The 24,114-nt window shown below is 62.8% G+C and carries 18 protein-coding genes; 11 read left to right on the forward strand and 7 right to left on the reverse strand.

The features are described from left to right. Window positions 1–61: 61 nt before the first annotated feature. From KLP40_RS12470 to KLP40_RS12485, 4 genes are all read left to right on the forward strand, one after another. Window positions 62–361 (forward strand): hypothetical protein, encoded by a 300-nt coding sequence (locus tag KLP40_RS12470; RefSeq protein WP_215594114.1) that lies wholly within the window; start codon window positions 62–64, stop codon window positions 359–361. 59 nt (window positions 362–420) lie between these two features. Further along, window positions 421–1,797: a sensor histidine kinase gene (locus tag KLP40_RS12475; protein WP_215594115.1), complete on the forward strand. Its 1,377-nt coding sequence runs from the start codon at window positions 421–423 to the stop codon at window positions 1,795–1,797. A gap of 178 nt (window positions 1,798–1,975) precedes the next feature. Next, window positions 1,976–2,374 carry a response regulator gene (locus KLP40_RS12480; RefSeq protein ID WP_215594116.1) on the forward strand — a complete coding sequence of 133 codons (399 nt, stop codon included), beginning with the start codon at window positions 1,976–1,978 and terminating at the stop codon, window positions 2,372–2,374. Then, window positions 2,364–3,410: an adenylate/guanylate cyclase domain-containing protein gene (locus KLP40_RS12485; RefSeq protein ID WP_215594117.1), complete on the forward strand. Its 1,047-nt coding sequence runs from the start codon at window positions 2,364–2,366 to the stop codon at window positions 3,408–3,410. The genes KLP40_RS12480 and KLP40_RS12485 overlap by 11 nt, the downstream gene beginning before the upstream one ends. 130 nt (window positions 3,411–3,540) lie before the next feature. On the opposite strand, the gene KLP40_RS12490 is transcribed toward KLP40_RS12485, so the two are convergent. Further along, on the reverse strand, window positions 3,541–6,246 hold the full coding sequence (locus KLP40_RS12490; protein ID WP_215594118.1) for a cyclic nucleotide-binding domain-containing protein: 2,706 nt from the start codon (window positions 6,244–6,246) through the stop codon (window positions 3,541–3,543). 202 nt (window positions 6,247–6,448) lie between these two features. Here KLP40_RS12490 and KLP40_RS12495 point away from each other — a divergent pair, with 202 nt between their 5' ends. Beyond that, entirely contained in the window at window positions 6,449–7,051 is a 603-nt protein-coding gene (locus KLP40_RS12495; protein ID WP_215594119.1) for an HD domain-containing protein, read from the forward strand. Window positions 7,052–7,263: 212 nt separating this feature from the next. On the opposite strand, the gene KLP40_RS12500 is transcribed toward KLP40_RS12495, so the two are convergent. Beyond that, window positions 7,264–8,190 (reverse strand): hypothetical protein, encoded by a 927-nt coding sequence (locus KLP40_RS12500; RefSeq protein ID WP_215594120.1) that lies wholly within the window; start codon window positions 8,188–8,190, stop codon window positions 7,264–7,266. Between the two features lie 168 nt (window positions 8,191–8,358). Beyond that, window positions 8,359–9,477 (reverse strand): fatty acid desaturase family protein, encoded by a 1,119-nt coding sequence (locus KLP40_RS12505; RefSeq protein WP_215594121.1) that lies wholly within the window; start codon window positions 9,475–9,477, stop codon window positions 8,359–8,361. A gap of 453 nt (window positions 9,478–9,930) precedes the next feature. Here KLP40_RS12505 and KLP40_RS12510 point away from each other — a divergent pair, with 453 nt between their 5' ends. The 5 genes from KLP40_RS12510 (at window position 9,931) to KLP40_RS12530 (ending at window position 17,025) form a co-directional block, all read left to right on the forward strand. Continuing rightward, window positions 9,931–11,403, forward strand: coding sequence for an FAD binding domain-containing protein (locus KLP40_RS12510; RefSeq protein WP_215594122.1), 1,473 nt, complete (start codon window positions 9,931–9,933; stop codon window positions 11,401–11,403). A 156-nt stretch (window positions 11,404–11,559) separates the two neighbouring features. Beyond that, window positions 11,560–13,860 carry a xanthine dehydrogenase molybdopterin binding subunit gene (locus KLP40_RS12515; protein ID WP_215594123.1) on the forward strand — a complete coding sequence of 767 codons (2,301 nt, stop codon included), beginning with the start codon at window positions 11,560–11,562 and terminating at the stop codon, window positions 13,858–13,860. 206 nt (window positions 13,861–14,066) lie between these two features. After that, window positions 14,067–15,218 carry a hypothetical protein gene (locus KLP40_RS12520; protein ID WP_215594124.1) on the forward strand — a complete coding sequence of 384 codons (1,152 nt, stop codon included), beginning with the start codon at window positions 14,067–14,069 and terminating at the stop codon, window positions 15,216–15,218. Between the two features lie 216 nt (window positions 15,219–15,434). Beyond that, window positions 15,435–15,932 carry a hypothetical protein gene (locus tag KLP40_RS12525; RefSeq protein WP_215594125.1) on the forward strand — a complete coding sequence of 166 codons (498 nt, stop codon included), beginning with the start codon at window positions 15,435–15,437 and terminating at the stop codon, window positions 15,930–15,932. Between the two features lie 112 nt (window positions 15,933–16,044). Continuing rightward, a complete protein-coding gene (locus tag KLP40_RS12530; protein ID WP_215594126.1) occupies window positions 16,045–17,025 on the forward strand; it encodes an XdhC family protein in 981 nt (326 codons plus the stop codon). 175 nt (window positions 17,026–17,200) lie between these two features. Here KLP40_RS12530 and KLP40_RS12535 read toward each other — a convergent pair whose 3' ends face one another. The 4 genes from KLP40_RS12535 to KLP40_RS12550 form a co-directional block, all read right to left on the reverse strand. Beyond that, window positions 17,201–17,809: a DUF4136 domain-containing protein gene (locus KLP40_RS12535; RefSeq protein ID WP_215594127.1), complete on the reverse strand. Its 609-nt coding sequence runs from the start codon at window positions 17,807–17,809 to the stop codon at window positions 17,201–17,203. A 155-nt stretch (window positions 17,810–17,964) separates the two neighbouring features. Further along, window positions 17,965–18,426: a GNAT family N-acetyltransferase gene (locus tag KLP40_RS12540; protein ID WP_215594128.1), complete on the reverse strand. Its 462-nt coding sequence runs from the start codon at window positions 18,424–18,426 to the stop codon at window positions 17,965–17,967. A 141-nt stretch (window positions 18,427–18,567) separates the two neighbouring features. After that, window positions 18,568–19,653: a hypothetical protein gene (locus KLP40_RS12545; RefSeq protein WP_215594129.1), complete on the reverse strand. Its 1,086-nt coding sequence runs from the start codon at window positions 19,651–19,653 to the stop codon at window positions 18,568–18,570. Window positions 19,654–20,500: 847 nt separating this feature from the next. Further along, entirely contained in the window at window positions 20,501–22,378 is a 1,878-nt protein-coding gene (locus tag KLP40_RS12550) for an ABC transporter ATP-binding protein (RefSeq protein WP_215594130.1), read from the reverse strand. A 202-nt stretch (window positions 22,379–22,580) separates the two neighbouring features. Between KLP40_RS12550 and KLP40_RS12555 the strand changes: the two genes are divergently transcribed. Beyond that, a complete protein-coding gene (locus tag KLP40_RS12555) occupies window positions 22,581–23,954 on the forward strand; it encodes a hypothetical protein (protein ID WP_215594131.1) in 1,374 nt (457 codons plus the stop codon). The last annotated feature ends 160 nt before the right edge of the window (window positions 23,955–24,114 follow it).

The following is a 24,114-nucleotide window of genomic DNA, read 5'->3' on the forward strand; positions in this document are numbered from 1 at the left end:
GCGGGGAAACCCATTTATCCTCGCATCTTTACCCCCGGCTACCTTTCTTCCGCTTATCGCTATGCCTCTCTGCCGATTCCTGTTACTCCTGGCCGCGGGGCTGCTGCTGGGCGGGCTCCCGGCGGCGGCCCAGACGAAGACGCCTGCGTCGTCGCCCGCGCCTGCGCCGCCGCCCCAGAAGATGCTCAACGTGCAGATTACGCTCCCTACCCTGGTGGGCCGCGTGGGCGAAATGACCGGCATTCTGGTAACGCGCGACAAGCAGAAATCCGCCCGCAGCACCCGCAACCCCGTGGTATATTTGTCCATTCCGCTGCCCCGCCTCTTTAGTGCTGACACGCCGAAAGATTCCGGGAAATAGATATACTTGGGTTTCGTTACGCCCGCGCCCCGTCTCTCCGGCCTCCCCTCTTCCGCGCTATGAACCTGAACGGCTCAGTATTTATCAGCATCCTGATGGCCCTGTTTGTGGTGCGGGCGCTGCGCAACTTCCTCGATTTGCCCGCGCGGGCCCCTCACCTGAGCCGGCTGCTGGGCTACGTCTGGGTGCCGGGGGTGGTGCTGTTCGTGTTTTCGCAGATCATCGGCTGGAAAACCGATCAGCTCGACGAGCTCTACCTGCTCTTTCTGATGAGCACCATCGCCCTGGTACTGGTGCGGGTGCAGCAGTACCGCCCGGCCCGCACCCTGCTGCTGGCCCTGGCGCCCTACCTGCTCTACTCCTTCATCGAGCTGGTTTCCACCTTCATCAGCCTGCGGCTCCTGAAAGAGTACGATGATGCGTTCGAAAACTCCAAGGGCTTTGCCTTTATCTGGCTGTTTACCTTCGTGCTCATCGCCCGCAACCAGAAAAAACACCTGGACAAGGAGCGCCTCGAGCGCGAAACCGAAGAGGAAGCCAAGCGCAAGATTGAGGCCTACAATCAGGAGCTCGAACACCTGGTGACGGAACGCACCGCCTCTCTGACGCTCCAGACCGAGGAGCTGCGCGAAGCCCTCAAGGAGCTCAAAGTAACCCAGGACCAGCTGATTCAGTCCGAAAAAATGGCCAGCCTGGGCGAGCTCACGGCCGGCATCGCCCACGAAATCCAGAACCCGCTCAACTTCGTGACCAACTTCTCCGACGTGAGCACCGAGCTGCTCACGGAGCTGGAGGAGGAGCAGCAGCGCCCCGACCGCGACCCGGGGCTGGAGGCCGAGCTGCTGCGCGATTTGCGTCAGAACCTGACCAAAATCACCCACCACGGGCAGCGGGCGGCCAGCATCGTGCGCGGCATGCTGGAGCACTCCCGGGCCAGTACCGGCGAGCGGCAGCCCACCCAGCTTAACCTGCTCGCCGACGAGTACCTGCGCCTGGCCTACCACGGCCTGCGGGCCAAGGACAAATCCTTCAACGCCACCCTCACCACCGATTTCGACCCCGAGCTGCCCCCCATCGAGGCCGTGGGCCAGGACCTGGGCCGGGTGCTGCTCAACCTGTTTACCAACGCCTTTTACGCCGTGCAGAAACGCCGCCAGCAGCAGCCCGAGGGCTACGTGCCCACCGTGAGCGTGCGCACCCGGGCCCTGCCCGGCGGCGGCGTGGAAGTGCGCGTGCGCGACAACGGCACGGGCATTCCCGAAGCCGTGCGCCAGAAAATCTTCCAGCCCTTTTTCACTACCAAACCCACCGGCGAAGGCACCGGCCTGGGCCTCTCACTCAGCTACGACATCATCACCAAGGGCCACAACGGCACCCTGACCCTCGAAACCGAGGAAGGCAAAGGCACCGAGTTTATCATTGTGCTGCCGGCCTGAGTGCGCCGCCGCCAGAACGTCGTGCGGCGCTTGCCGGAGCAGCTCCCGGGCTGAGGTCAGAAGCTGATGGTCACTGCTCGGCTCGACTCCGCTCGGCATGACCTTCTTTCAATCAACAACCGACAACTAACAACCAACAACTAACAACCAACAACCGACAACTGAATACCTTTAGCGCATGAAAATACTGGTAGTGGACGATGAGGCCGACGTGCGGGCCCTGTTCGAGCAGCGGTTCCGGCGCGAAATCCGGAGCGGGGTGTTCTCGTTTTCCTTCGCCTACTCGGGCGAGGAAGCCCTGGAGTACCTGCACGCCCACGCCTCGGAAGTGGTCCTGATTCTGTCCGATATCAATATGCCCGGCATGAGCGGGCTGGAGCTGCTGCGCCAGATCCGGCAGGAGTACGATGCGCCCCCGCCCCCCGCCCCGCCCCAGGTGATGATGATTACCGCTTACGGCGACGAGACCAGCCGCCAGCAGGCCCTGGAGCTCGGCGCCAATGATTTTCTAACCAAACCCGTTGACTTCTCCGCCCTGAAGGAGAAGTTGCTCCACCTCACCGACCATGACAACTAAGATTCTGGTAGTAGACGATGAGGCCGACCTGGAACTGCTCATCAAGCAGAAATTCCGCCGCAAAATCCGCGAGAACGTGTACGAGTTCGTCTTCGCCCACGACGGCCGGCAGGCCCTGGAAACCGTCCGGGAGCGGCCCGACCTCGACATCATCCTCTCCGACATCAACATGCCCGTGATGGACGGGCTGGAGCTGCTCAGCCGCCTGCAGGAAGCCAACCCGGTGCTCAAAACCGTGATGGTATCGGCCTACGGCGACATGCACAACATCCGCACGGCCATGAACCGCGGGGCCTTCGATTTCGTGACCAAGCCCGTGGATTTCCAGGACCTGGAGCTGACCATGGACAAAACGGCCCGCCACGTGCAGCAGCTCCGCCAGACGCTGCGCGCCATCCAGGAAAACAACATCCTGCGCATGTACGTGGATGAAACGGTGCTCAACTTTGTGGGCCGGCCCGAGTTCAAGAACACGCTCATGGCCAGCGAAACGGTAGACGCCACGGTGGTCTTCATCGATATCTGCGGCTTCACGTCGCTCTCGGAGGTGCTGCCGCCCACCGATATCGTGACCATGCTCAACCGCTACTTCGACCAGATGGTGAAGGAAATCATTGCCCAGGGCGGCTACATCGATAAGTTTATGGGCGACGCCATCATGGCCGTGTTCCGCGACGACTACCACCTCGACCGGGCCGTGGACGCGGCCCTGGCCGCCCGCGCCGCCGTGCAGGCCAACCACGACGTGCTGCCCGACGGCCGCCCCTACCAGCCCCAGGTCAGCATCGGCATCAACACCGGCGAAATGGTGTCGGGCAATATCGGCTCGGCCTCCCTCAAACGCCTCGATTACACCGTCATCGGCGACAACGTGAACGTAAGCCAGCGCCTGCAGGCCGCCGCCGAGCCCGGCCAGATCATCATCACCGAGGCCATCTACGAGCGCCTCCGGGAGTCGTTCCAGTGCCGCCCCCTGCACGAAGTCGTGCTCAAGAACAAGTCCGAACCCGTGATGATCTACGAGGTAGTCGCGTAGCGGGATGTGAAATAGTGAGATAGTGAAATGGTGAGTTGATGTTCGATAGACCTGATTGTGCTGGTTGCGCGGATTTCGCGGATTTCGCCAGCAGGTTTCCCGAACATCAACTCACCATTTCACTATCTCACTATTTCACCTCTCCCGTTTCGTTCTGCCGGCGCAGGCGCTGGCAGAGCACGCGCAGGATGTTGCGGAGCACTTCGGGGCGCTCTTCCATCACGTCGTAGAAGTCTTCCTGGTCGAGGCGGAAGGCGCGGGTGGGCGTCTGGGCCACGGCGGCGGCGGAGCGGGGCTCGGCATCGAGCAGGGCCAGCTCCCCGAAAAAGTCGCCCGCCCGGAAGGTGGCCAGCTGGCGGGAGCCGGTGAAGATGCCCACTTCGCCCGCGTGCACGATGAACAGCGACGTACCCAAATCACCCTTGGCGAAAATCGACTCGCCGGCCCCGAATTCCACCTCCTGCATGATGGGCACGATGGCGCTGAGCACGTTGGCCGGCGTTTCGGCGAACAGGGCGGTTTGCTGGAGAACGGCCACCCGGTCGGCGGCGGAAACGTGGGCGGCGGCGGCGTGGTGCATAAGCAGGTGATGAGCCAGGGAAGGTTGGGGAACGAGAACGGCCTGGTAGGCAGTCGGGCGGGCGTCGGCCCAGCGGGCCAGCGCGGACCGGGCACTTTCCTGCACCAGCGGACTGCCCGAGGCCAGGTGGGGTTCCAGCCGGCTCATGCGGATATCGGCCGCCGGCCACTGGTCCAGGGCCCGGCTCACGGTCCAGTCGGAGAAGCCGGCCTCTCCCCGCTCCAGAATGGTGGCCAGCAAGGGCGCGGGCGCCGGGGCGGCGGGCAGCAGCCGGTCGAAGCGGGCGGCTTTGGCGGCGGCGGCCCCCACTTCGAGCAGGGTTTGCAGGCCCTGGTAAGTGGGCCGGTCGATGAGGTTGTCGAGGATTTCGAGGGCGTTGGCCTGCCGCTCCCGGGCCGCGTGGGCCACGTGGCGCTGGGCATCCAGGATGGGGCGGGGCGGATACAGCAGCAGCAGCAGCCCGAACAACCGGCGTTGCACCCGCTGCAGCTCGTAGCTCAGAGCCGCATCCAGGGCGGGCAGCGTATTCCGGGCGCGGCCGTGCAGCAGCTCCCGGGCCAGCAGCAGCTCCTGCTGCACCAGCTCCCGCAGCTCCGGGGTCTCGGCCGGGTCGGGGGCCCGGTGGCGCAGGGCGCGCAGGGCGGCTTCCCGTTTGGTCAGGTCGGGCTGCCGGGCCAGCTCCAACAGGGCGCGCCGGCTGGCGGCCTGGGGCAGGGAGCCGCAGAGGGTCGCCACCCGCCGCACCACGGCCGGGTTGGCATGGGTACGCAGCGTTTCGATGAGCACGGGCAGGGCCGCCGCGCCCAGGTCGCGCAGCTGCTCCGTGGCCGCGGCCCGGGTGGTTTTGTCGGCCAGGGCCTCCACCAGGGCCTGCACGTCGGCCTCGGTTACCGCAGCGGCAGCCCGGCCCGTACTAACCCCGGCGGCCGCGGCTGGCGTTTCCGCCGGAGCGGCCGGTTCGGGGCCACCGAAGCGCGGGCTCACGGCGTGGTGCAGCTCGCTGAGGTAGTGCTGGTAGGTGCGGTAGAGCAGTCCGCCGGCCACCACCAGCAGCCCCGCCATCCAGCTCACCGTGAATCCCAGACTGGCCGCCGGCGTCAGCCAGAGCAGCAGCCCGGCCAGGCCCATGCCCAGGGGCTCATATAGGCCCTTGACCAGGGTATGGGCCTGCAGGCGCTCCTCGGCGGGCAGGGGCTGAAACAGAACCAGAAACACGGGGTCGAAGAAGGCGCGGCGCAGCACTTCCTGCACCAGAAACAGCCCGCAGACGTAGAGCATGAGCCCGCCCGGTCCCGTGGCCCCGCCCAGCCCGAAAAACCCGAGGCCGGACAGCAACACCAGGGGCAGGGCCAGCAGCACCGGCCGCACGCCCAGCCGGTCGAGGGCCTTGCCCGTCACCACCAGCTTCATGAGCATGGCCAGCAGGTAGGTGAGCGTGAGCACGGTGCCCACGTAGCGCATCACCAGGGCCTGGTCGTGGAACCGCTCCTTCACGTTGATGAAGAAGGCGTACTCGATGCCGGTGGTCACGGCCGCCACTACCAGCAGGCTCAGGCACATGGTGAGCACCAGCCGGCTGCTGCCCAGCCACCGTTGCAGCGGGGCCGCCACGGCCTGCTGACGCGCGGCCCGGGCGGCCGAGCGCACTTCCACCGCGTGCTCGCGGCCGGTGGCGCGCAGCACCAGCAGCGCCCCCACGTAAGCCCCAAAGGCCAGCAGCAGCAGCCACAGCAGCTCCGCGTGGTGATGCACCAGCACGGCCAGCACCGCGCCCAGGGCCTTGGCGGGCATGTCGCCGGAGCTGATGACGCTGAACAGACGGCGGCCCTGGCGCACATCGAACACCACCGCCGACACGCCCCAGAACTCCAGGTTGGTGAGCAGGTAAATCACCCGGTAACCCGTCATGATGGCCACCGCCGCCCCTACCGACTGGCCCAGGGCCACCAGTACGCCAATCACGAGCATGAGCACCACCACGGCCCCCAGCACCCGCACGGCCACGGTCTGCAACCCCAGGCGGTGCTCGAAGTGGGCGTACGCCTGGCCGGCGGCCATCATGGCCAGGGCCGCCGCCCCGTAGGCCAGGGGCAGGCTGGTTTCGGGGTGGTTTTCGAGCAGAATCACGTTGGCCGCCACGTACACCAGAATGGTGCCGATGCCGAGCAGGAAATTGTGCAGAAAGAACAGTCCCACCGTGCGGCCTTCCTCCGGCCGGATCCCCAGTAATTGCTGCCAACGGGCGAGTAAGGTCATGTTGTTACGCTAGGAGCTGCTCGCTATTCGCTGCTGCTGGTGGGCGGCAAGTTACAGATTGCAGCAGGCAAACCCCAAGGCCCGCCCCAGCGAAAACCCGGGGGCGCCCACTACTCAAACCAACCACTTACCTTTCCGCTCCCCAATTCCCCCCGGACCCGGGCAGTCAGCAGCTGCCCGCCAACAGCCCTCAGCCAACGCAATGGATTGCCTTCGCGCCGAAACCTACGTGCTCGACCAGCTCCGGCGGCACCTCTCGCCCACCCTGTTCTACCACGGCCTGGACCACACCCTCGACGTGACGGAGCAGGCCCTCTCGCTGGCGGCGGCCGAGGGCATTACCGATCCGGAAACCCGGCAGCTGCTGCGCACGGCCGCGCTCTACCACGATGCGGGTTTCCTGACCACCTACCAGGGCCACGAGGCGGCCAGCTGCGCCCTGGCCCGGCGGGTACTGCCCGACTTCGGCTACGCCCCGGACCAGATCGGGCTCATCTGCCAGCTCATCATGGCCACCCAAATGCCCCAGAATCCCGGCGACTCTGCCCTGGCCCGCATCCTCTGCGACGCCGACCTGGACTACCTCGGCCGCCCCGCCGACTTCTGGCCCGTCAGCCAGCGCCTGTTTGAGGAGCTGACCCTGCGCCACCTGATGCCCGACGAAACTGCCTGGCTGAAGCTACAAGTACGCTTTCTGAGCACCCACCGCTACTGGACGCCCACCGCCACCGCCCGCCGCGAAGCCGAAAAGCAGGCCCGCCTGGCAGAGGTGCAGGAAAAATTGGCGAATGGGGTGAGGAGGTGAGGAGGTGATGAAGTGAAAAGGAACGTCATCCTGAGCGGAGCGAAGAATCCTGTCGCGTTGCAACGAGTCGTTGGTACGATGGTCGTTCACGCGTGATAAGCTCCTTCGCTCCGCTCAGGATGACGTTCCCTTTTACCTCCTCACCTCCTCACCTCCTCACCCCATCACCTCCTCACCCCATTACCCCATTACCTCCTCACCCCATCACCCCCTCACCGCCGCGTGCCGGGGATGCGGAATTGCAGGCCCAGGCTCGGGATAAAGGTCAGGCCGCTGAGTTTGGCGGTGCGGTTGTTGAGCAGCGCAAACTCGCCGTAGTTCTGGTAGTACACCGAGAGGGCCGGAATCACGTAGGCGTAGCGGTAGCCCAGCTTGGCGTTGAAAAAGGCCCCGAAGGAGCTGAAGTTGCGGCGCGTGGTGGGCAGCGCCGGCACCCGGCTGCCGGGCCCGTTGTAAAGCTCGCCCGGCGTAATGCCGTAGCGCAGAAACGTGTGGGCGTACACCAGCCCGTAGGAAATAGCCCCGATTTCCTCCTCCGCCCCCAACGACTGGCTGAACACCAGTGGCACCAGCAGGTCGTGGCGGCTGGCCCGGAAGTCGAGCAGGGTGTTGATGTCGCTGATGAAGGGAATGTCGGGCAGTTTGGAGCGCTGGGTGGCGTACTGCAGCCCGATGCTGCCGTACGTGGCCCCGGCCTGGCGGCTGCCCGGGTTTTCGGGCGTGCCGGTGGGCCCCAGGAACTGGTACATGGCATCGAAGACGTGGGAGCCGAAGGCGTACTTGTAGCCCACGTCAAAGCGCTCCACCACCCCGTAGCGCACGTACAGGTCCGACGACGGCCGCACCGGGTCCAGGGCGTAGGCAATGGCGGCCACCTGCAGGTTTTCCACCGTCTGGTTGTAGCCCACCGTATCCTTGCCGGCCAGGTTCTCGGCGGCCGATTTGAGGGTGGCCCCGGCCTTGCCGATGGTTTCGGTGGGCAGGTTGAAGGCCAGGTTGCCGCCCACCCGGAACTCGCCCCGGGGCGTTACTTTGCCCGTGCTCACAATAGCCCGCGGGGCGGTGCAGGAAGCCGAAAACAGCAGCGCCGCGCCACCTGTCAGCGCCAGCCCCTTGCGAAGTGAGAAAAAGATAGTCATGCAGCTCAGGCAGAAAAAAAGGAAAGAAATCAGACGGCCGGCCGAAAGGCCAAAACCGGGCCGAAAGTAGCCTTTTCGCCCGACAGCTAAAGAGCTGCCCTCAAAACCAGAACGGTCATCCTGAGCGGAGCGAAGCATGACCGTTCTGGTGTATCTGAAAATTCTACCCTACGCCGCCACCCGGGGACGCGCCGCGTGGGCTTCGGCGTAGGCCTCGGCGCCCAACCGGCGCAGCATCCGCTGGTGCGATTTGAGCGCCCCGAGGAAGGTTTCGTTTTCCAGGTAGGGCACCCCGAATTCGTGAGCCGTTTCGCGCAGGATGTTGGCCAGGGCGGGGTAGTGAATGTGGCAGACCTTGGGAAACAGGTGGTGCTCAATCTGCCGGTTGAGGCCCCCGCACAGGAAGCTGGCCAGGCGGCTGTTGGGCGAGAAGTTGGCCGTGGTGCGCATCTGGTGCACGGCCCAGGCTTCCTGCATGTCGCCCTGCTCGTTGGGCAGCGGAAAAGCCGTGCCCTCCACCACGTGGGCCAGCTGAAACACGAGGCCCAGCACCAGCCCTTCCACGAAGTGCATGCCCACAAACCCGATAATGAACTGCCACCACGTGATATCGAGCACCACCAGCGGCAGCACAATGAACAGCACGTAGTAGATAGCCTTGTAGAAGAACAGGTTGAAATACTCCCGCCGCGGGTGGTTGGCCACCTGCTGCCCGATTTTGGGCTGGAAAAACTTCACGTAGTCCTTGCGCAGCACCCAGGAGAGGGAAGCCAGCCCGTACACCGGAAACGCGTACCAGTGCTGAAACTGCTGAATCCAGCGCACCGGCTCCTGCTCATCGAGCCGGATCAGGCCAGGGGCCACTTCAATATCCTCGTCGTGGCCGGCAATGTTGGTGTAGGTGTGGTGCACCACGTTGTGGGTGATGTTCCAGACGTAAGGGCTGGCCCCGATCAGGTTAAACACCAGGCCGAGGCCCTTGTTGACGTGCTTGTTGGCCGAAAACGAGCCGTGCATGGCGTCGTGGCACACGTTGAAGCCTATAAAGGCACAAATGGCCCCCAGCACCGCCGCCAGCCCGGCCATCACGGGCACGCTGAACTGGTTCGACATAATCAGGCCGTAGGTGACCACGAAAGCCGTCAGGAAGAAAATGGTTTTGGCCCACATGGCCCCGTTGGCGTGGCGCGAGAGGTTGCGCTCCTTGAAATAGGCGTCGGCCCGCTCCCGCACCGTGGCGAAAAACGTGGACCGCTGGACGTTGGTAAATTTCAAGGGTTTGCTCATAGGGGGGAGAGTAGCATTGGGGGGGGTGCCGCGTAAACCGCGCCTCCACCGGTGTTATCGTCGATTTCGCCGGCCGGCGGCTCTTCCGCGCCAAGATACGGCTTTGCTGACCGGGTTTTACCAAGCCTCATCGTGCGCCCTTAACCGGCCGGGGGTGGGTTTCGTTCGATGGCCGCGGCCGGGCGGGCGGCCGGGCGGGCCGAATCTGGCTCCCGGCTTTGCCGCTGCGGCTCCTTAACTCCTGGACGGCCACTCCACTGGCGGACACCAGGGCGGGGACGAGGGCAGAAGCTTTTTTTTTGGCGGGCCCACCCGCGCCCGACGGGCTACGGGCGGCGGTTGTCTGTACAGGCGGAACCGCCACAACCACCGCCCGCAGGTTACCGGATTGTTACGCCCGGCCCGGAAAATCCCGTAACTTCCCTGTTCGTTTCCGGCCCAAACGCCCCGCTCATGCTCCAGTTTTACCTCAACGACCAGCTCATCCGCACCGACCAGCCCGCTGGCAGCACCCTGCTCGATTTCGTGCGCTACCACCAGCACCTGAAAGGCACCAAAATCGGCTGCCGGGAGGGCGACTGCGGGGCCTGCACCGTGCTGGTGGGCGAGCTGCCGGCCGCCGGGGACGCTGTAGTGCAGTACCAGTCGATGACCTCCTGCCTGACTCCGCTGGGCAACGCCCACGGCAAGCACGTCGTCACGGTGGAGGGCATCAACGCGGCCCGGGGCACGCTCACGCCGGTGCAGCAGGCCATTGTGCAGGAAAACGGCTCCCAGTGCGGGTTCTGCACGGTGGGCTTCGTGATGAGCCTCACGGGCCACGCCCTGAGCGCCCGCCCCAGCACCCCCGATTCGGTGCGGGCCTCCATCGATGGTAACATCTGCCGCTGCACCGGCTACAAGAGCCTGGAGCGCGCCGCCGCCCACCTGCACGGGCAGCTCAGCGCCCGCCCCGCCACCGAGGCCGTCCGCTGGCTGGCCGATCAGCAGTTCGTGCCCGCCTACTTCGCCGCCATGCCCGCCCGCCTGCAAGCCCTGCGCGACGCGGCCGCGGCCGCCGCTACCGGCGGCTCCGAAGCCCCCACCCCGCCCGCCATGCCCGCCCTTAACCCGCTCGATGCCCCGGCCGCCGCCCGCGCCCGCATCCTGGGCGGCGGCACCGATTTGCTGGTTCAACAGCCCGAGCGCGTGCGGGCCACGCCCGTCGAGCTGGTGTTCGACCAAACCCACCTGCGCGGCATTCGGCGCGAGGGCGACGTTATCCGGCTGGGGGCGGCCACCACGGCCCAGCAGCTGCTGGAATCGGACGTGATGCTGGCGGTGCTGCCGGCGCTGCCGCGGTTTCTGAAGCTGGTCAGCAGCACGCCCATCCGCCAGATGGGCACCGTGGCCGGCAACTTCATCAACGCCTCCCCCATCGGCGACCTGACCATCCTATTCCTGGCCCTGGGGGCCGAAATCGAGCTGGCAGACGCCGCCGGCCAGCGCCGCACCCTGCCCCTGGCCGACCTCTACCTCGGCTACAAGCAACTGGCCAAAACCGCCGACGAGCAGGTGACCGAAATCCGCTTCCCGGCCCCCGCCGCCGATTCCGATTATTTCAACTTCGAGAAGGTATCCAAGCGCACCCACCTCGATATTGCCAGCGTGAACACCGCCGCCTGGCTGCGTCTGGAAGATGGGGTGGTGCAGGCCGCCCGCCTCTCGGCCGGGGGCGTGGGGCCCGTACCGATGTTGCTGCCCAAAGCCGCCGCCGCCCTGGTAGGCCAGCCCCTGACCCAGCAAACCCTGCGCCGCGCCCAGGAAGCGGCCCAGCAGGAAATCAGCCCCATCAGCGACGTGCGCGGCACTGCGCAGTACAAGCGTCTGCTGCTGCGCCAGCTGCTGGAAGCTCACCTGCTGGAACTACGCCTGCTCACCGATTGAACGGCTGTAGAGACGCGCCCCTTCGCGTCGCGTCGTTGAACGGCCGCAACTGCCCCGGCTAAAACAACCTCAGTAACAACGAGACGCGAAGGGCCGCTTCTCTGCCGCCACCCGGTCGCTTCCCTCATTCGCTCATTCACTCAGTCACTTTCCCCCGTGAACCACCTCGACCCCATCCGCCACGTGCGCGGCGAATCGCAGTACCTCGACGACGTGCCCGAGCAGCACGGCACCCTGTACGCGGCCGTGGTGGAGTCGCCGCTGGCCCACGGGCGGCTGCTGGCCGTGGATGCCTCGGCGGCCCTGGCGCTGCCCGGGGTGGTGCGCATCATCCTGGCCGCCGACATTCCCGGCACCAACCAGATTGGCGGCATCGTGCCCGATGAGCCCCTGCTGGCCGAGGGCCACGTGCACTTCCGGGGCCAGCCGGTGGCCCTGGTGCTGGCCGAATCGGAGCACGCCGCCCACGCCGCCCTGGCCCACGTGCGGGTGGAGGTAGAGCCGCTGCCCGTCATCACCGACCCGCGGGTGGCTGCCGCCCAGGGCGAGCTGCTGGTGCCCCCGCGCACCTTCCGGATCGGGGATTCCGAAGCGGCCTGGGCCGGGTGCGCCCACGTGTTCGAGGGTGTGGCCGAGTCGGGCGGGCAGGAGCACCTGTACATCGAAACCCAGGGCGCCTACGCCTTCCCGACGGAAATGGGCGGGGTGCGCATCGTGTCCTCCACCCAGGGACCCACGGCCGTGCAGCGCCACACGGCCCACGTGCTGGGCCTGGGCATGCACCAGGTGGAAGTGGACGTGACCCGCCTTGGGGGCGGTTTCGGGGGCAAGGAAGACCAGGCCACGCCCTGGGGCGCGCTGGCCGCCCTGGGCGCCTTCCTGACCCGCCGCCCGGTGAAGCTGGTGCTCGACCGCATGGCCGACATGCGCATGACCGGCAAGCGCCACCCCTACTCGTCCGACTTCAAAATCGGGCTCGATGCCGACCTGAAGATTGTGGCCTACGAAGCCACGTTCTACCAGAACGGCGGGGCCGCCGCCGACCTTTCGCCGGCCGTGCTGGAGCGCACCCTCTTCCACTGCACCAATACCTACTTCATCCCGAACGTGACGGCCACGGCCTACAGCTGCCGCACCAACCTGCCCCCCAACACCGCCTTCCGGGGCTTCGGCGGGCCCCAGGGCATGTTCGTGATAGAGTCGGCCCTGGCCTGCGCGGCCGAGCGCCTGGGCGTGCCCACCACCGACATTCAGCGCCGCAACCTGCTGCGCGAGGGCGACCTGTTTCCCTACCGCCAGCCGGCCGAGCTCTGCCACGCCGGGCAAGCCTGGGATACGGCCGCCCAGCGCTTCGATTTGCCGGCCCGCCGCCGGGCCGTGGACGAGTTCAACCGCACGCATACCCGTCACAAGCAGGGCCTGGCCGTGATGCCCATCTGCTTCGGCATCTCGTTCACCAAAACGGCCATGAACCAGGCCCGGGCCCTGGTCCACATCTACACCGACGGCTCGGTGGGCGTGAGCACCGGGGCGGTGGAAATGGGCCAGGGTGTGAACACCAAAATTGCCCAGGTGGCCGCCCGCACCCTGGGTATCGGCTTGCATCGCATCAAGGTGGAAAGCACCAACACCACCCGCGTGGCCAACACCTCCCCCTCGGCCGCCTCCGCCACCGCCGACCTCAACGGCAAGGCCACCGAGCTGGCCTGCCGGGCCCTGCGGGAGCGAATCCTGCGCCTGGCCTCCACCGAGCTAAGCCTGGACTACGAGGGCATGCACATCGAAAACGAACAGGTGCTGGCCGCCGGCAAACCCGCCGATTCGACCTGGGAGAAGCTGGTGTCGGCGGCCTACTGGCAGCGGGTGAGTCTGAGCGAAAGCGCCCACTACGCCACCCCCGACCTCCACTTCGACGCCACCACCAACCAGGGCTACCCCTTCGCCTACCACGTGTACGGCACGGCCCTGACCACCGTGACGGTGGACTGCCTGCGCGGCACCTACACCGTGGACGCGGTGCAGATTGCCCACGACTTCGGCCAGAGCCTCAACCCCCAGGTGGATCTGGGCCAGATTGAGGGCGGCGCGGTGCAGGGCATCGGCTGGATGACCCTGGAAGAGCTGGTCTACAACGACGAAGGCCGCCTGCTGAGCAACTCGCTCAACGCCTACAAAATCCCGGACCTGTACTCGGTGCCCCCGGTGCTCGACGTGCATTTCCTCGATACGCCGGGCCACCCGCGGGCGGTGCTGCGCTCCAAAGCCGTGGGCGAGCCCCCGCTCATGTACGGCATCGGCGCCTACTTCGCCCTCCGCGACGCAGTGCGGGCCTTCAACCCGAATTCCACCATTGCTTTCTCCGCGCCGATGACGCCGGAAAAGGTGCTGGTGAATCTGTACCCGGAGTTTGTGGGGACGGGGGAAGGGGCGGTAGTGGCACGGTGTGGATTGTTATGATTCACTTACGCTAAAAATGCAGTTTTACTGACAAAAGCCACTGAGCGAGTAAGTCAAATTTCAAGGTTAATTTTAGGGTTGTGTGTCTTCGCTTTTTATTTATGGTTCATTCTTAAGTTACATAGCGCACTAAACTTCAACTGCAATTAATTTTCATAAACCTTATGATTTATCTGTACAAAAAGAGCATTTTACAGCTTCTTGCCATGCTCCACGAAGCCAGAAAGTCACCTTATAAAAGTATAAACAAATGGCTCATTCTACAAGAAATATTAATAAAGCGAATAATCTATGTAGAAAACAATATAAGAAAAGCTAAAAGCATAGTTTCAGAATTAAATAAACTTAGAAAAGATCCTGTAAACAGACTTAGCAAAGATGATTCTTTGAAAGCAAAGGAAAATACAAAGAATTCAAAATACAATATTGATGAATACAGATTTATTCTAAAAATTTATAAAAGCATTGGAGATGGTATTGCATTTACATTTTTGCATAAATTCGATATAAAACCGCAAAATTTCAAAGAATCTCCAGGATTTATATCCGAAAAATCCGGCATTAAAAAAGAGAAGCAATATATGAGATATGCATTTAAAAATGGAATCATTGCCATTTTTAATGACATTACATCTACACTGAAGTATGCAGATTTAATCTTGATTACACCAGAAGGACCGTTAGTTGTTGAGTCAAAGACAAGCAATAATGACAACCTCCGAATTCAAAGACAAGAAGCAAACACCAAAAAAATATTTGACTACTTAAGCAATGATACTGCGGATGAGCTTTATGGCATAAATGGAAAAATACGCAGAATTGAGCCCAGCTCGCATGAAATAAATTACACCAAGAACCTTAACAAGGTTATTGCAAAGGCCTACAACCAAACTTATTCTTACAGTAAAGTAGAAGATGGTGTTGTTTTCTTAGCGACATTCACAGAATTTACAGAATCAACTTTGGGAAATATTATAAAGGCCTCAAATCTAACTATACCATTCGCATTTTATTTAAATGCAGCTAAGTTTACAGAGCAAGGGTACACTCCATTTTCCATAATATTTAACAATCCAAATACATATTGGAGTTTTTTACAAGGAGAATTAATTATAATTATATTTATAGATTTTTCTGTCATTGAGAGAATTTCCTTAGCTAATGGCTTCACCGTTCAGCGCTCTAATCATCCTAACTGGGCGTTCGAATTCAAATCAGTTGACCCCGATAGTAAAGTCAAGCAGTTTAACATGTCTGAGCATTATTTTTTCCGCTCATTTATGGAAATGGTTTCTGTTGAATGGCTATTAACACAGGCATTCAGTATCCAGAAACGAGCACATGAAGCCAATAGTTGATTTTCTTTTATCGAAAACAATGAGATTATAAAGTATTTCTGTAACAAGAAAAGAGGCTGAAGCTCCCGTAGCTTCAGCCTCTTTTCTTGTTACAGCAGCGCAGGACTTTGGGGAAGGAGTTAAACGGGCGCGGGCCGATTTGTTAGGCCGCTCCTATGACGCCGGCCCAGGTTCCCGTACTTTTGCCCCCCCGAATTTACGACCATCCCACCCCGCTTGCCACTCACCCACCCCACCCAGCTCCGCGACACGCTCCGTGGCTTCCTGATTTACGCCGCCGGCGACACCGTGGCCGCCCTGCTGCTCCACGAATTCTCTTGGACCCGTCTGCTGGGTATGGCCCTCATTGGGGGCCTGCTGTACTCGGTGGAGGTGCCCGCCTACTTCCGCTGGATTGACCGCCGCCTGCCGTCCTCGCCCGGGGCCGGCCGGGGCCGCAAGTGGGGCCGGGCGGCCCTGTCGCTGGTGTACTTCAACCCCCTCTGGATTGCCCGCCACTTCCTGTTCCTGCGCCTGTGCAGCGGCCACCCCGAGCAGATTACCCTGGCACTGCTGCCCCTGGCCACCCGCTCCTTCCTGCTCAACGCGCCCGTGGCCCTGCTGGTGAACTACTACATCCAGAACCGGGTGGCCCCGGAGTGGCGCTTCGTGGCCAGCGCCCTGTTCTCGGGCATCATGGCCGTCTATTACGCCCTGAGCGCGGCCTGGCTTTAATATTGGGGGGCAACAGCGGACAAAAGAACAACCGCAGAAGTCAATTAAACATTTAATTCCTACTATATTGCCGGGGCAAGAACTACTGCCCGTTACGCTTAGTTATTCTCCCGTGGATATCCTCACTGCCTCCCCCCCGGCCCCGCGCGACCTGCTCGTCTGGCAACACGCCGCGGCCAGCCTGCGGGCGGGCATTCCGGTGGCCCTGCTGTGCGTGCTCAACAGCGTGGGCAGCAGCCCGGGGCGGCAGGGCTTCAAGATGAGCGTGACGGCAGTCAGCTTGGCCGGCTCCGTCGGGGGCGGCATCATGGAGCACAAATTCGTGGAAAAAGCCCGGGCCCTGCTGCGGCTGCCCGAAGCCCCGCCCGAGGTGCGCCATCAGGTACACCGCCGCGAAGCCCCGGCCGACCGCTCGGGCCTGATCTGCTCGGGCGAGCAGTGGATTCTGGTGCTGCCCCTGCGCCCCGCCGACCTGCCCCTGACGCTGGAGCTCCAGCAGCGGCTGCGCACCCACCAGCCGGGCCGGCTCCGGCTCTCGGCCGCCCACCGCCTCCAGGTGCTCGACCCCGAACCGGCTGCCCCCGCCCTGCACCTGGGCCCCGACTGGCACTACACCGAGCCGCTGGGCTTCCGCGACCAGGTGACCATTGTGGGCGGCGGGCACGTGGCCCTGGCGCTTTCGCGGGTGCTGGCCTCCCTGGAGTTCGAGCTAACGGTGCTCGATGACCGCCCCGGCCTCAATACCCACCTCTACAACCCCTTCGCCCACCACAAGCGCATTGTGCACTACGACGCGCTGGAGCAGGAAATCAGCCCCGGGCCCCACCACTACGTTATTCTGATGACCTTCGGCTACCGCTCCGACCTGCTGGCCCTGCGCCGGCTGCTGCCGCTGCCGGTGCGCTACCTGGGCGTGATGGGCAGCGCCAGCAAGATTGCGGAGCTGCTGGCCAGCCTGCGCGCCGAGGGCGTGCCGGAGGCCACCCTGGCCCGCCTGCACGCCCCCATCGGGCTGGCCATTCACAGCCGCACCCCGGAGGAAATTGCCATCAGCGTGGCTGCCGAACTTATTCGGGAACGGAACACGCCCTGACTGTGCCAACGGCCAGCCGGCGTGTTTTTCCAACTACCGATTGCGGATATCCACTGAACGATGTAGAAACGCGACCCTTCGCGTCTCGGCGTTGCTGATGTTGTTTATTCGCCCCACTGCCTGCCGTTCCGTGCCGAGACGCGAAGGGTCGCGTCTCTACATCGTTTAGCTTCCACTAATCCTCGTAATCGGTGCCCCCGTTGTTCTGGCCGTTGAGGTAGCCGGCCGTGAAGACGTGGTACTGATCGAAGATGGAGCGCACGGACCGGCGCAGCACTACTTCGCCCTGAGGACCGGCCGGCACGCTTACGCCGGACGCGTAACCGTTCCAGACGGCCCGGTTGGTGCGGTTGTCGATGAGCGTTACCAGCAGCGTGCCTTCGGCGAGCAGCAGGCGCACGGGCTGGTAGCCCTTGCGGTTTTCCTTGGGCGTATCGTCCTCCTCGGTGCTGCCGTTCTTGACCCAGGTCGTGAAATCGTCCTGGGAGTAGCCGCGGAAGTGCATGTCGCCCTCGAAGAGACGGAAGTTCACCAGCAGATCGGGGCGGCGGCGGGCGGCGTGGTAGCCCTGCACCTTCAGGCGGGTACGGATGGCGTCGCGCACGGCCGCCCCCAGGCGGCTGGTATCGGAATTGATGCCGTCACCACTGATGAACTCGTAGGTGCGGTAGCGCCGGAACTGCCCGGCGTAACTGTAGTCTGATTCCACCCGCGCCTCCCGCGACATCAGGCAACCCGACAGCAGCAGACTCGCTCCCGCCGCCAACGTAAACGTCCATTTCATAAGCCCTGAAAAACTAAGTGAGTCGTACTACCTAAGCTACGAAACTCAGCGGGCTTATCGACTGACTGTCAGGGCAAAAAATCTGGTCTTTTTTAACGCGCCCTGCCCGGCGGCGGGTACGCGGCCTGTAATGGCTGCCGGGCACCCGTCCGTACTTATTCCGCTGCCAACTGCTTTTCGAGCACGATGGTGAGGCCGCGCGGGCCCTGCACCGTCCCGATGATGTCGAAGCCGTGGCGCAGGTTGAGCAGCAGCATGGCGCGCCAGCGATTGTAGGTATGGGTGCGCACGGCGCGGTAGCCCTGCTCCCGGGCCCAGGCGTGCTGGCGGCCCAGCAGCCCGGCGGCCAGCCCCCGCCCCCGGAACGCCGGCCGCACGCCGCCCAGCCAGCTGTAATAGTGCCCCGGCTGACGCTCGTAGCCCAGCTTACAGCCCACCAACTGCCCGGCGTGTTCCACCAGCCAGGCCTGCACCGGCTGGCGCTGCTGCTGGTAGCGCAGGTCAGCGAGCCACTCGGCCACGGTCGTATCGGGAAACAGTTGCTGCAGCAGCCCCGCCAGTAACAGCTGGTCAGATTCGGCCGCGAGGCTGGGCAGGAAGTGGAACGTGGGAGTCATGCACGAGAGGTTAGGCGCACTTGCTTTTGAATAGCATTGCTAACGTTTTGCAGCTACCCGAAGGGTGAGACTTTTACCACAAAACTGTCTTTGGAACACGAGACCCCGCCTTTTGGGTAGGTGCTGTTGCCAGTAGTATTTTTATTCCATTCTATTTAATTCAGTCGCTCCTTGTAGTGCACCAATTGATTCAAATACTTCATTTTGGTCTTGCTCTTCCGTCCAGCCCATTTTAGAAAGCTCTGAACGCACTTGATTCTCAGACTTATCCTTGACAAAGTGGTAGAAAGCAAAATCTACTACTTTCATAGGAACCCTTTCCAACTGATATGAAGTTAAATTTGAAGCTAGTCGCAACATCCCAATTGCATAGGTGAAACCGAGTTGGAAAATCCAGCTTATAACCAATCCTATCCATCCAGTATTTAGAGACTTGATTGTTAAGCCCGCTTCTAGTCGAAGCTTTAAAAATTCAAAGAATCCAATCGCCTCGTAATTAATTTCTTGCAATATTATATGATATTGAAAATATTGATTAGAACCGTAAACGAGAACTACCATTCCAATAAGCGTATAGTTTAGAATGTCGTAATTGGTGAAGTTGCTTGCCTTAATCAAAAACTTAAAAGCAAATCCAATTGCAAGGGCAACACCAACCTCAAAAAGCCCTATTACATAAATTCCTTTTACAGAGAGTATAGCGACAACATATCCAAGTAAAAGGGCTGTAAGCAATCCTCCAACAATCGGAATCCACAATTTCGGTTCTCTTCGTTTTTTTGGCGTGGGTAAGCTTTCAGGGATTTCGTAATCATCCCAATTATTTGCCTTTTCTGTCTGTTGTTCTAACTCTGTTAAGGCTTCTATGTCAAACTCTTTTTCGGTCTGTTGGAATGCATAGATAAAGAGCTTGACCCTTTTTGAATTTCTTCCAATATCCCAGAATTCGTTTCCAAGAGATACGCTTTTCACTTTTACCTTGCCGTAGTCAAAGGTTACAGTAATTTTCTGTCCCCATTGCCACAAGTCTCTCTTTATTTTTGCTTCGGCAGATTTTTCGTCCTGATACACTAAATCCCAACCAAGTTTTTCGAAAGTCTTTACGACAATTGGTATAAAGACAATCCGATTAAGGTCCGTCCTAAATTCTTCATCATACTTGGGAGACCAAGAGACACTATGCTTCTTCTTGATTGTCGATTCGTATTTCTTTAGTTCTTCTGTCATTTTAAATTTACTGCTAACGTTTTGGTCTTGGCGTTCAGGCGGGTCGCGGAGCCCCAAAACTGCCAACCAGCACTGAACCTGAATATAGCGGTTTCGCGAATCGCAGATACCTGCTGTAGAGACGCGTATCCGCGCTTCCTCGTTGAACGAAACCGGGCCGCCCGCCCGCCCGGCCGACATGGGACGGCATACTTAACCGGCTTGCAATACCCCTTGTAATCAAATGATTATCATGGTTAGCGCAGTAAGTTTATAACCACCGTCTCCGCAGTGTACGTTTCCCCATTTGTCTGGCGGTAGTATACCCGAAATTGCTGCGGTCCGGAAGCGGTTGGTCGTTGTAAAAACATAAAAGGCCCTTGCTCCAATTCGTACGGCTGAAACGGCGTTCTACCGGCCAGGAGTGGCCCTGTCAGCAGGTCATTGAGAGGCGTGCCCGCCGGGTGCTGCCCATCATAATCAAAGCGACTGGTGATCAGCAATGAATCACCCAACTCCGTGTAGTCTGGTGGACGACAATCAGCAAGAGCGTTGAATCCCCCCCGTGGCATATTCGTTCCATAGCCTCTGGTTTGCAAGACGACTCCTAACTGCAACTCCAGGGAATATACGGCCTCATTGGCTGCTACCGGCTGCGTACTCCGGGTGCGCGCTACCAGAGACAGGCCTTCTACATCCAGATAACGGCCATCACAATATGGCTTCTCACAGCTGGGTAATCCCCCGCTCAGCATCAATGCGGCCCCTATCCATATCGCCCTGGTTCGCATACTATTTTCAGTTAGGTTATGCCCGTCAAGAGACACGCGTAGCCGGAACAGTTGCACGCCACTCTGCACCACTTCTACTACCGATACCCGGCGGCCTGGAGCTTGAAGAGCTCGGCGTAGCGGCCGCCTTGGTCCAGCAGCTCCTCGTGGCTGCCTATCTCCTGAAACTGCCCGTTTTCGATGACCAGGATGCGGTCGGCCATGCGCACGGTACTGAAGCGGTGGCTGATGAGGACGGCCGTTTTGCCCAGGGTCAGGTCCTTGAAGCGCTGGAAGACCTCGTACTCGGCGCGGGCGTCGAGGGCGGCGGTGGGCTCGTCGAGGATGAGCAGCTGGGCGTCGCGCATGTAGGCGCGGCCGAGGGCAATTTTCTGCCACTCGCCCCCGCTCAAATCCACGCCCCCGTTGAAGCGGCGGCCAATCATCTGGTCGTAGCCCTCGGGCAGCTTGGCAATCACGGAATCGGCCAGACTCTGGGCCGCGGCCTGCTCGATGCGGGGGCGGTTGTGCTGCTGCTCGATGCGGCCCACGGCCAGGTTCTGACCGGCCGGGAGCTGGAAGCGCACGAAATCCTGGAAAATCACCCCGATTTCCTGACGCAGCTCCCGGGGGTCGTACTCGCGCAGGTCGTATCCGTCGAGCAGGATGCGGCCCTCGGTGGGGTCGTAGAGGCGGGAGAGCAGCTTGACGAGGGTCGTTTTGCCGGCCCCGTTCTCGCCTACCAGGGCCAGCTTCTCGCCGGCCCGCAGCGTGAAGTTGAGGTTACGCAGGGCCCACTTCTCGGCGTTGCGGTACCGGAAGCCCACGTTTTCGAACACGAAGCCTTCCCGGATGGGGCTGGGGAAGGGCCGCACCGGCTGGCTTTCGTCGCGGCGGATGCGGGGCTGGAGGCGGAAAAAGTCGAAGAAATCCTGGAGGTAGAGCGCGCCCTCGGCCACCGAGCTGAAGCGGCTCAGAATGCCTTCGAGCAGCCCCCGCATGCGGGCAAACGAGCCGGCCAGAAACGTGAGCTGGCCGATGCTGACGCGCCCGGCCACGGTTTGCAGGATGATGTACACGTAGGCCGCGTAGTAGCCCGCCGCGCCCACCGCCGCGAAGAACGTGCCCCAGCCAGCGCGCTTCACCACGAGAGCCTTGTTCTTGGCGTAAAAATCGTCGGAGAGGGTGCGGAACCGGTCGGTAAGGAAGCCGGCCAGGCCGAAGATTTTCACCTCCTTGGCCGTATCGTCGGAAGCCCCGGTCTGGCGCAGGTAGTCCAGCTCCCGGCGCTCGGGCGTCCAGCCGTGCACCAGCGAGTAGCTGCGCTCATTGAAGTGCGACTCGCCCAGGAAGGCCGGCACCACGGCCACCAGCAACAGCAGCAGCAGCCCGGGGTTGAACGCCACCAAGCCCACGGCCAGAAATCCCATCGTAATGGCATCCTGGGCTTGGCTGAGCACCTGCGACATGAGCACGGTGCGGGACAGCGTCTGACGGCGGGCCCGCTCCAGCTTGTCGTAGAAGGTGCTGTCCTCGAACTGGTCGAGGTCGAGTTCGGCGGCGTGCTCCATCAACCGGATGGAAGTCTGGTTGGCGAACAGGTCGCCGAGCAGCGAATCGAGCAGGGCCACGCCCCGGCCCAGGGCGTCGGAGAGAATGGCGAGGCCGAATTCCAGCGCAATGAGCGTGAGCACCGGCGTGAGCACCCGCTCCGGGGCCGGCTGCCGGCTGAGGGCCACCACCGCGTCGAGGATGAGCTGGCCCACGTAGAGCATGGCCACGGGCAGGGCGGCGCGCAGCAGGCGCAGGCCCACGTTGCCCAGCGTCAGGGCGGGGCTGGTCTGCCAGATCAGGCGCAGGAAGGCCGGCAGGTTTTTGAGGGCCGAAAACCGCTCCCGCACCGAAAGGGCGGGCTTGCCGTCGGAACGGGGCTTTTTGGCGGAAATAGTGGAGAAGAACGAATCAGAACGAGCCATAGGCCGGGTGTACGGCACACTTCGGGCCGGGGTGGCGGGGCGGCCGTTTTGGCAGGCTCGCCGGCGGGCAGAACGTACCGGGAGCGGGCGTGGCCTATGCCGCCCGGTACCAGGCCAACGGGGTTCGGGCCCGGGTTCGTATTTTGCCGGCCGGCTACGCTGGGTCCTGCCGGGGCTGGCGCGGCACTTCCCCGTTCTGCCCATGCTCCACCGCCTCTCCTTCGCCCCCTTCCCCGATACCGCCACCGCCCACTGGTTCGCGGCTCTCGGCGACGCGCTGGCAGCCGACGGGGCCGCGGGGCTGCTGCTGGCCAACCTGGACACAGAAGCCGAAGTGCTGCCGGCCGTGGTGGTGCTGCCGGGCCGGGTGGCTATCCTGCGCCCACCCTCGGCTTCGGCCGGCACGCTGCCGGGCCAGCAGGCGGCCCTGGCCCGGTGGCTGGGCACGTGGCCGGAACTGCCACCCGTGCCCGCCGCCGCCATTGCCGGCTTTATCGTGCCGCTGGATTCGGCAGATGCGGCGGCTGCTGACGCGCAGGGCTGGGCGGTAGTGCCCCCCGCGCAGCTGGCCGAAGAACTGCGGGCACAAGGCGCTGAGGCGGGGCTGACGGCCCCGGCCCTGCACCGCTGGACCGGGAGCCTGACCGAGGAAGACCCGGCGGCCGAAACCAGTTACGAACACGAGCCGGCGGGTTTCTGGGAGCAGAAAGCCCGGCAGCTCTGGGGCTGGCTCGGGGCCGAAGACGTGCCCGCCGACCCGCCCTACGGCACCGGGCCGCCCCCGGCCAGCGGGGCGGCGGAGCAGCACCGACTGGAGCAGCTGCGCCGCCAGATGCTGGACGAATTGCAGCAGCAGCGCCGCGCTATGGAGGCCCGCGAAGCGGCCCGGGAGCAGAGCATTACCCAGCTTCGCCAGCAGCTGGCCGCTACGCCTTCCGCCGCCACCGAAGTAGCGGCCCTCCAGGCCCGCCTCACGGCCGAAACCCGGGAGAAGAACCGCCTGGCCGCCGCCATCGAAGCCGCCCGGGCCGAGGCCGAAGTGCGCAACCGGGAGCTGGAGGCACGCATGCAGCAGCTGGGCCAACAGGTGCAGCAGCTCCAGACCCCGCCGGCCGCCCCCCGCCCGGCGGCTGGTGTGCCCGCGGCCGGGCCCGCTACTCCGGCCCCGGCAGCAGCGCGGCCGGTTGCGGCCCCAACCGCCGCCGCCCCGGCCCGGCCCACAGGGCGGCCCCGGGTTACGGCGCCGGCCTGGCGGCTGCAATGGACCCGGGTGGCGCTGGTGCTGCTGGTACTGGCCCTCATCGGGGTGGGGGCCGTGGCGGTGCAGCGCTACTCCCGGCAGTGGTTCGAAGAAGTGCCGCTGCGCCAGGAGCGGCCCGCCGCTGATGCCGACGTCGATAACACCGACGAAAACCTGGAAGCCGCCGCCCCCACCCTCTTCGACATCCAGCCCGACACCGTGCAGGTGGACGAGCCGGATTCCGCCGCCGCCGCCCCCGAGGTAACGCCGGAGCCGGCCGCCCCCAATCCGGGCGAAGTCATGGACTCGGTGGTGGCCCCGGAGGAAGGTATCTAAGGGAGCCAGAGGCTTGGCTGGCTGCTGGCAGTAGCGCGAACTTTGTAGTTCGCGCTACTGCGCCGTTAGAATCGTTTGAACGGCGCGGGGACACGAACTGCAAAGTTCGCGCTACTGCCAACGGCGCACTGGCCGTCAGCTGATTGTTCCGCTATTCCGG

The sequence above is a fragment of the Hymenobacter piscis genome (genome assembly GCF_018760735.1).
In the GTDB taxonomy this organism is placed as follows: domain Bacteria; phylum Bacteroidota; class Bacteroidia; order Cytophagales; family Hymenobacteraceae; genus Hymenobacter; species Hymenobacter piscis.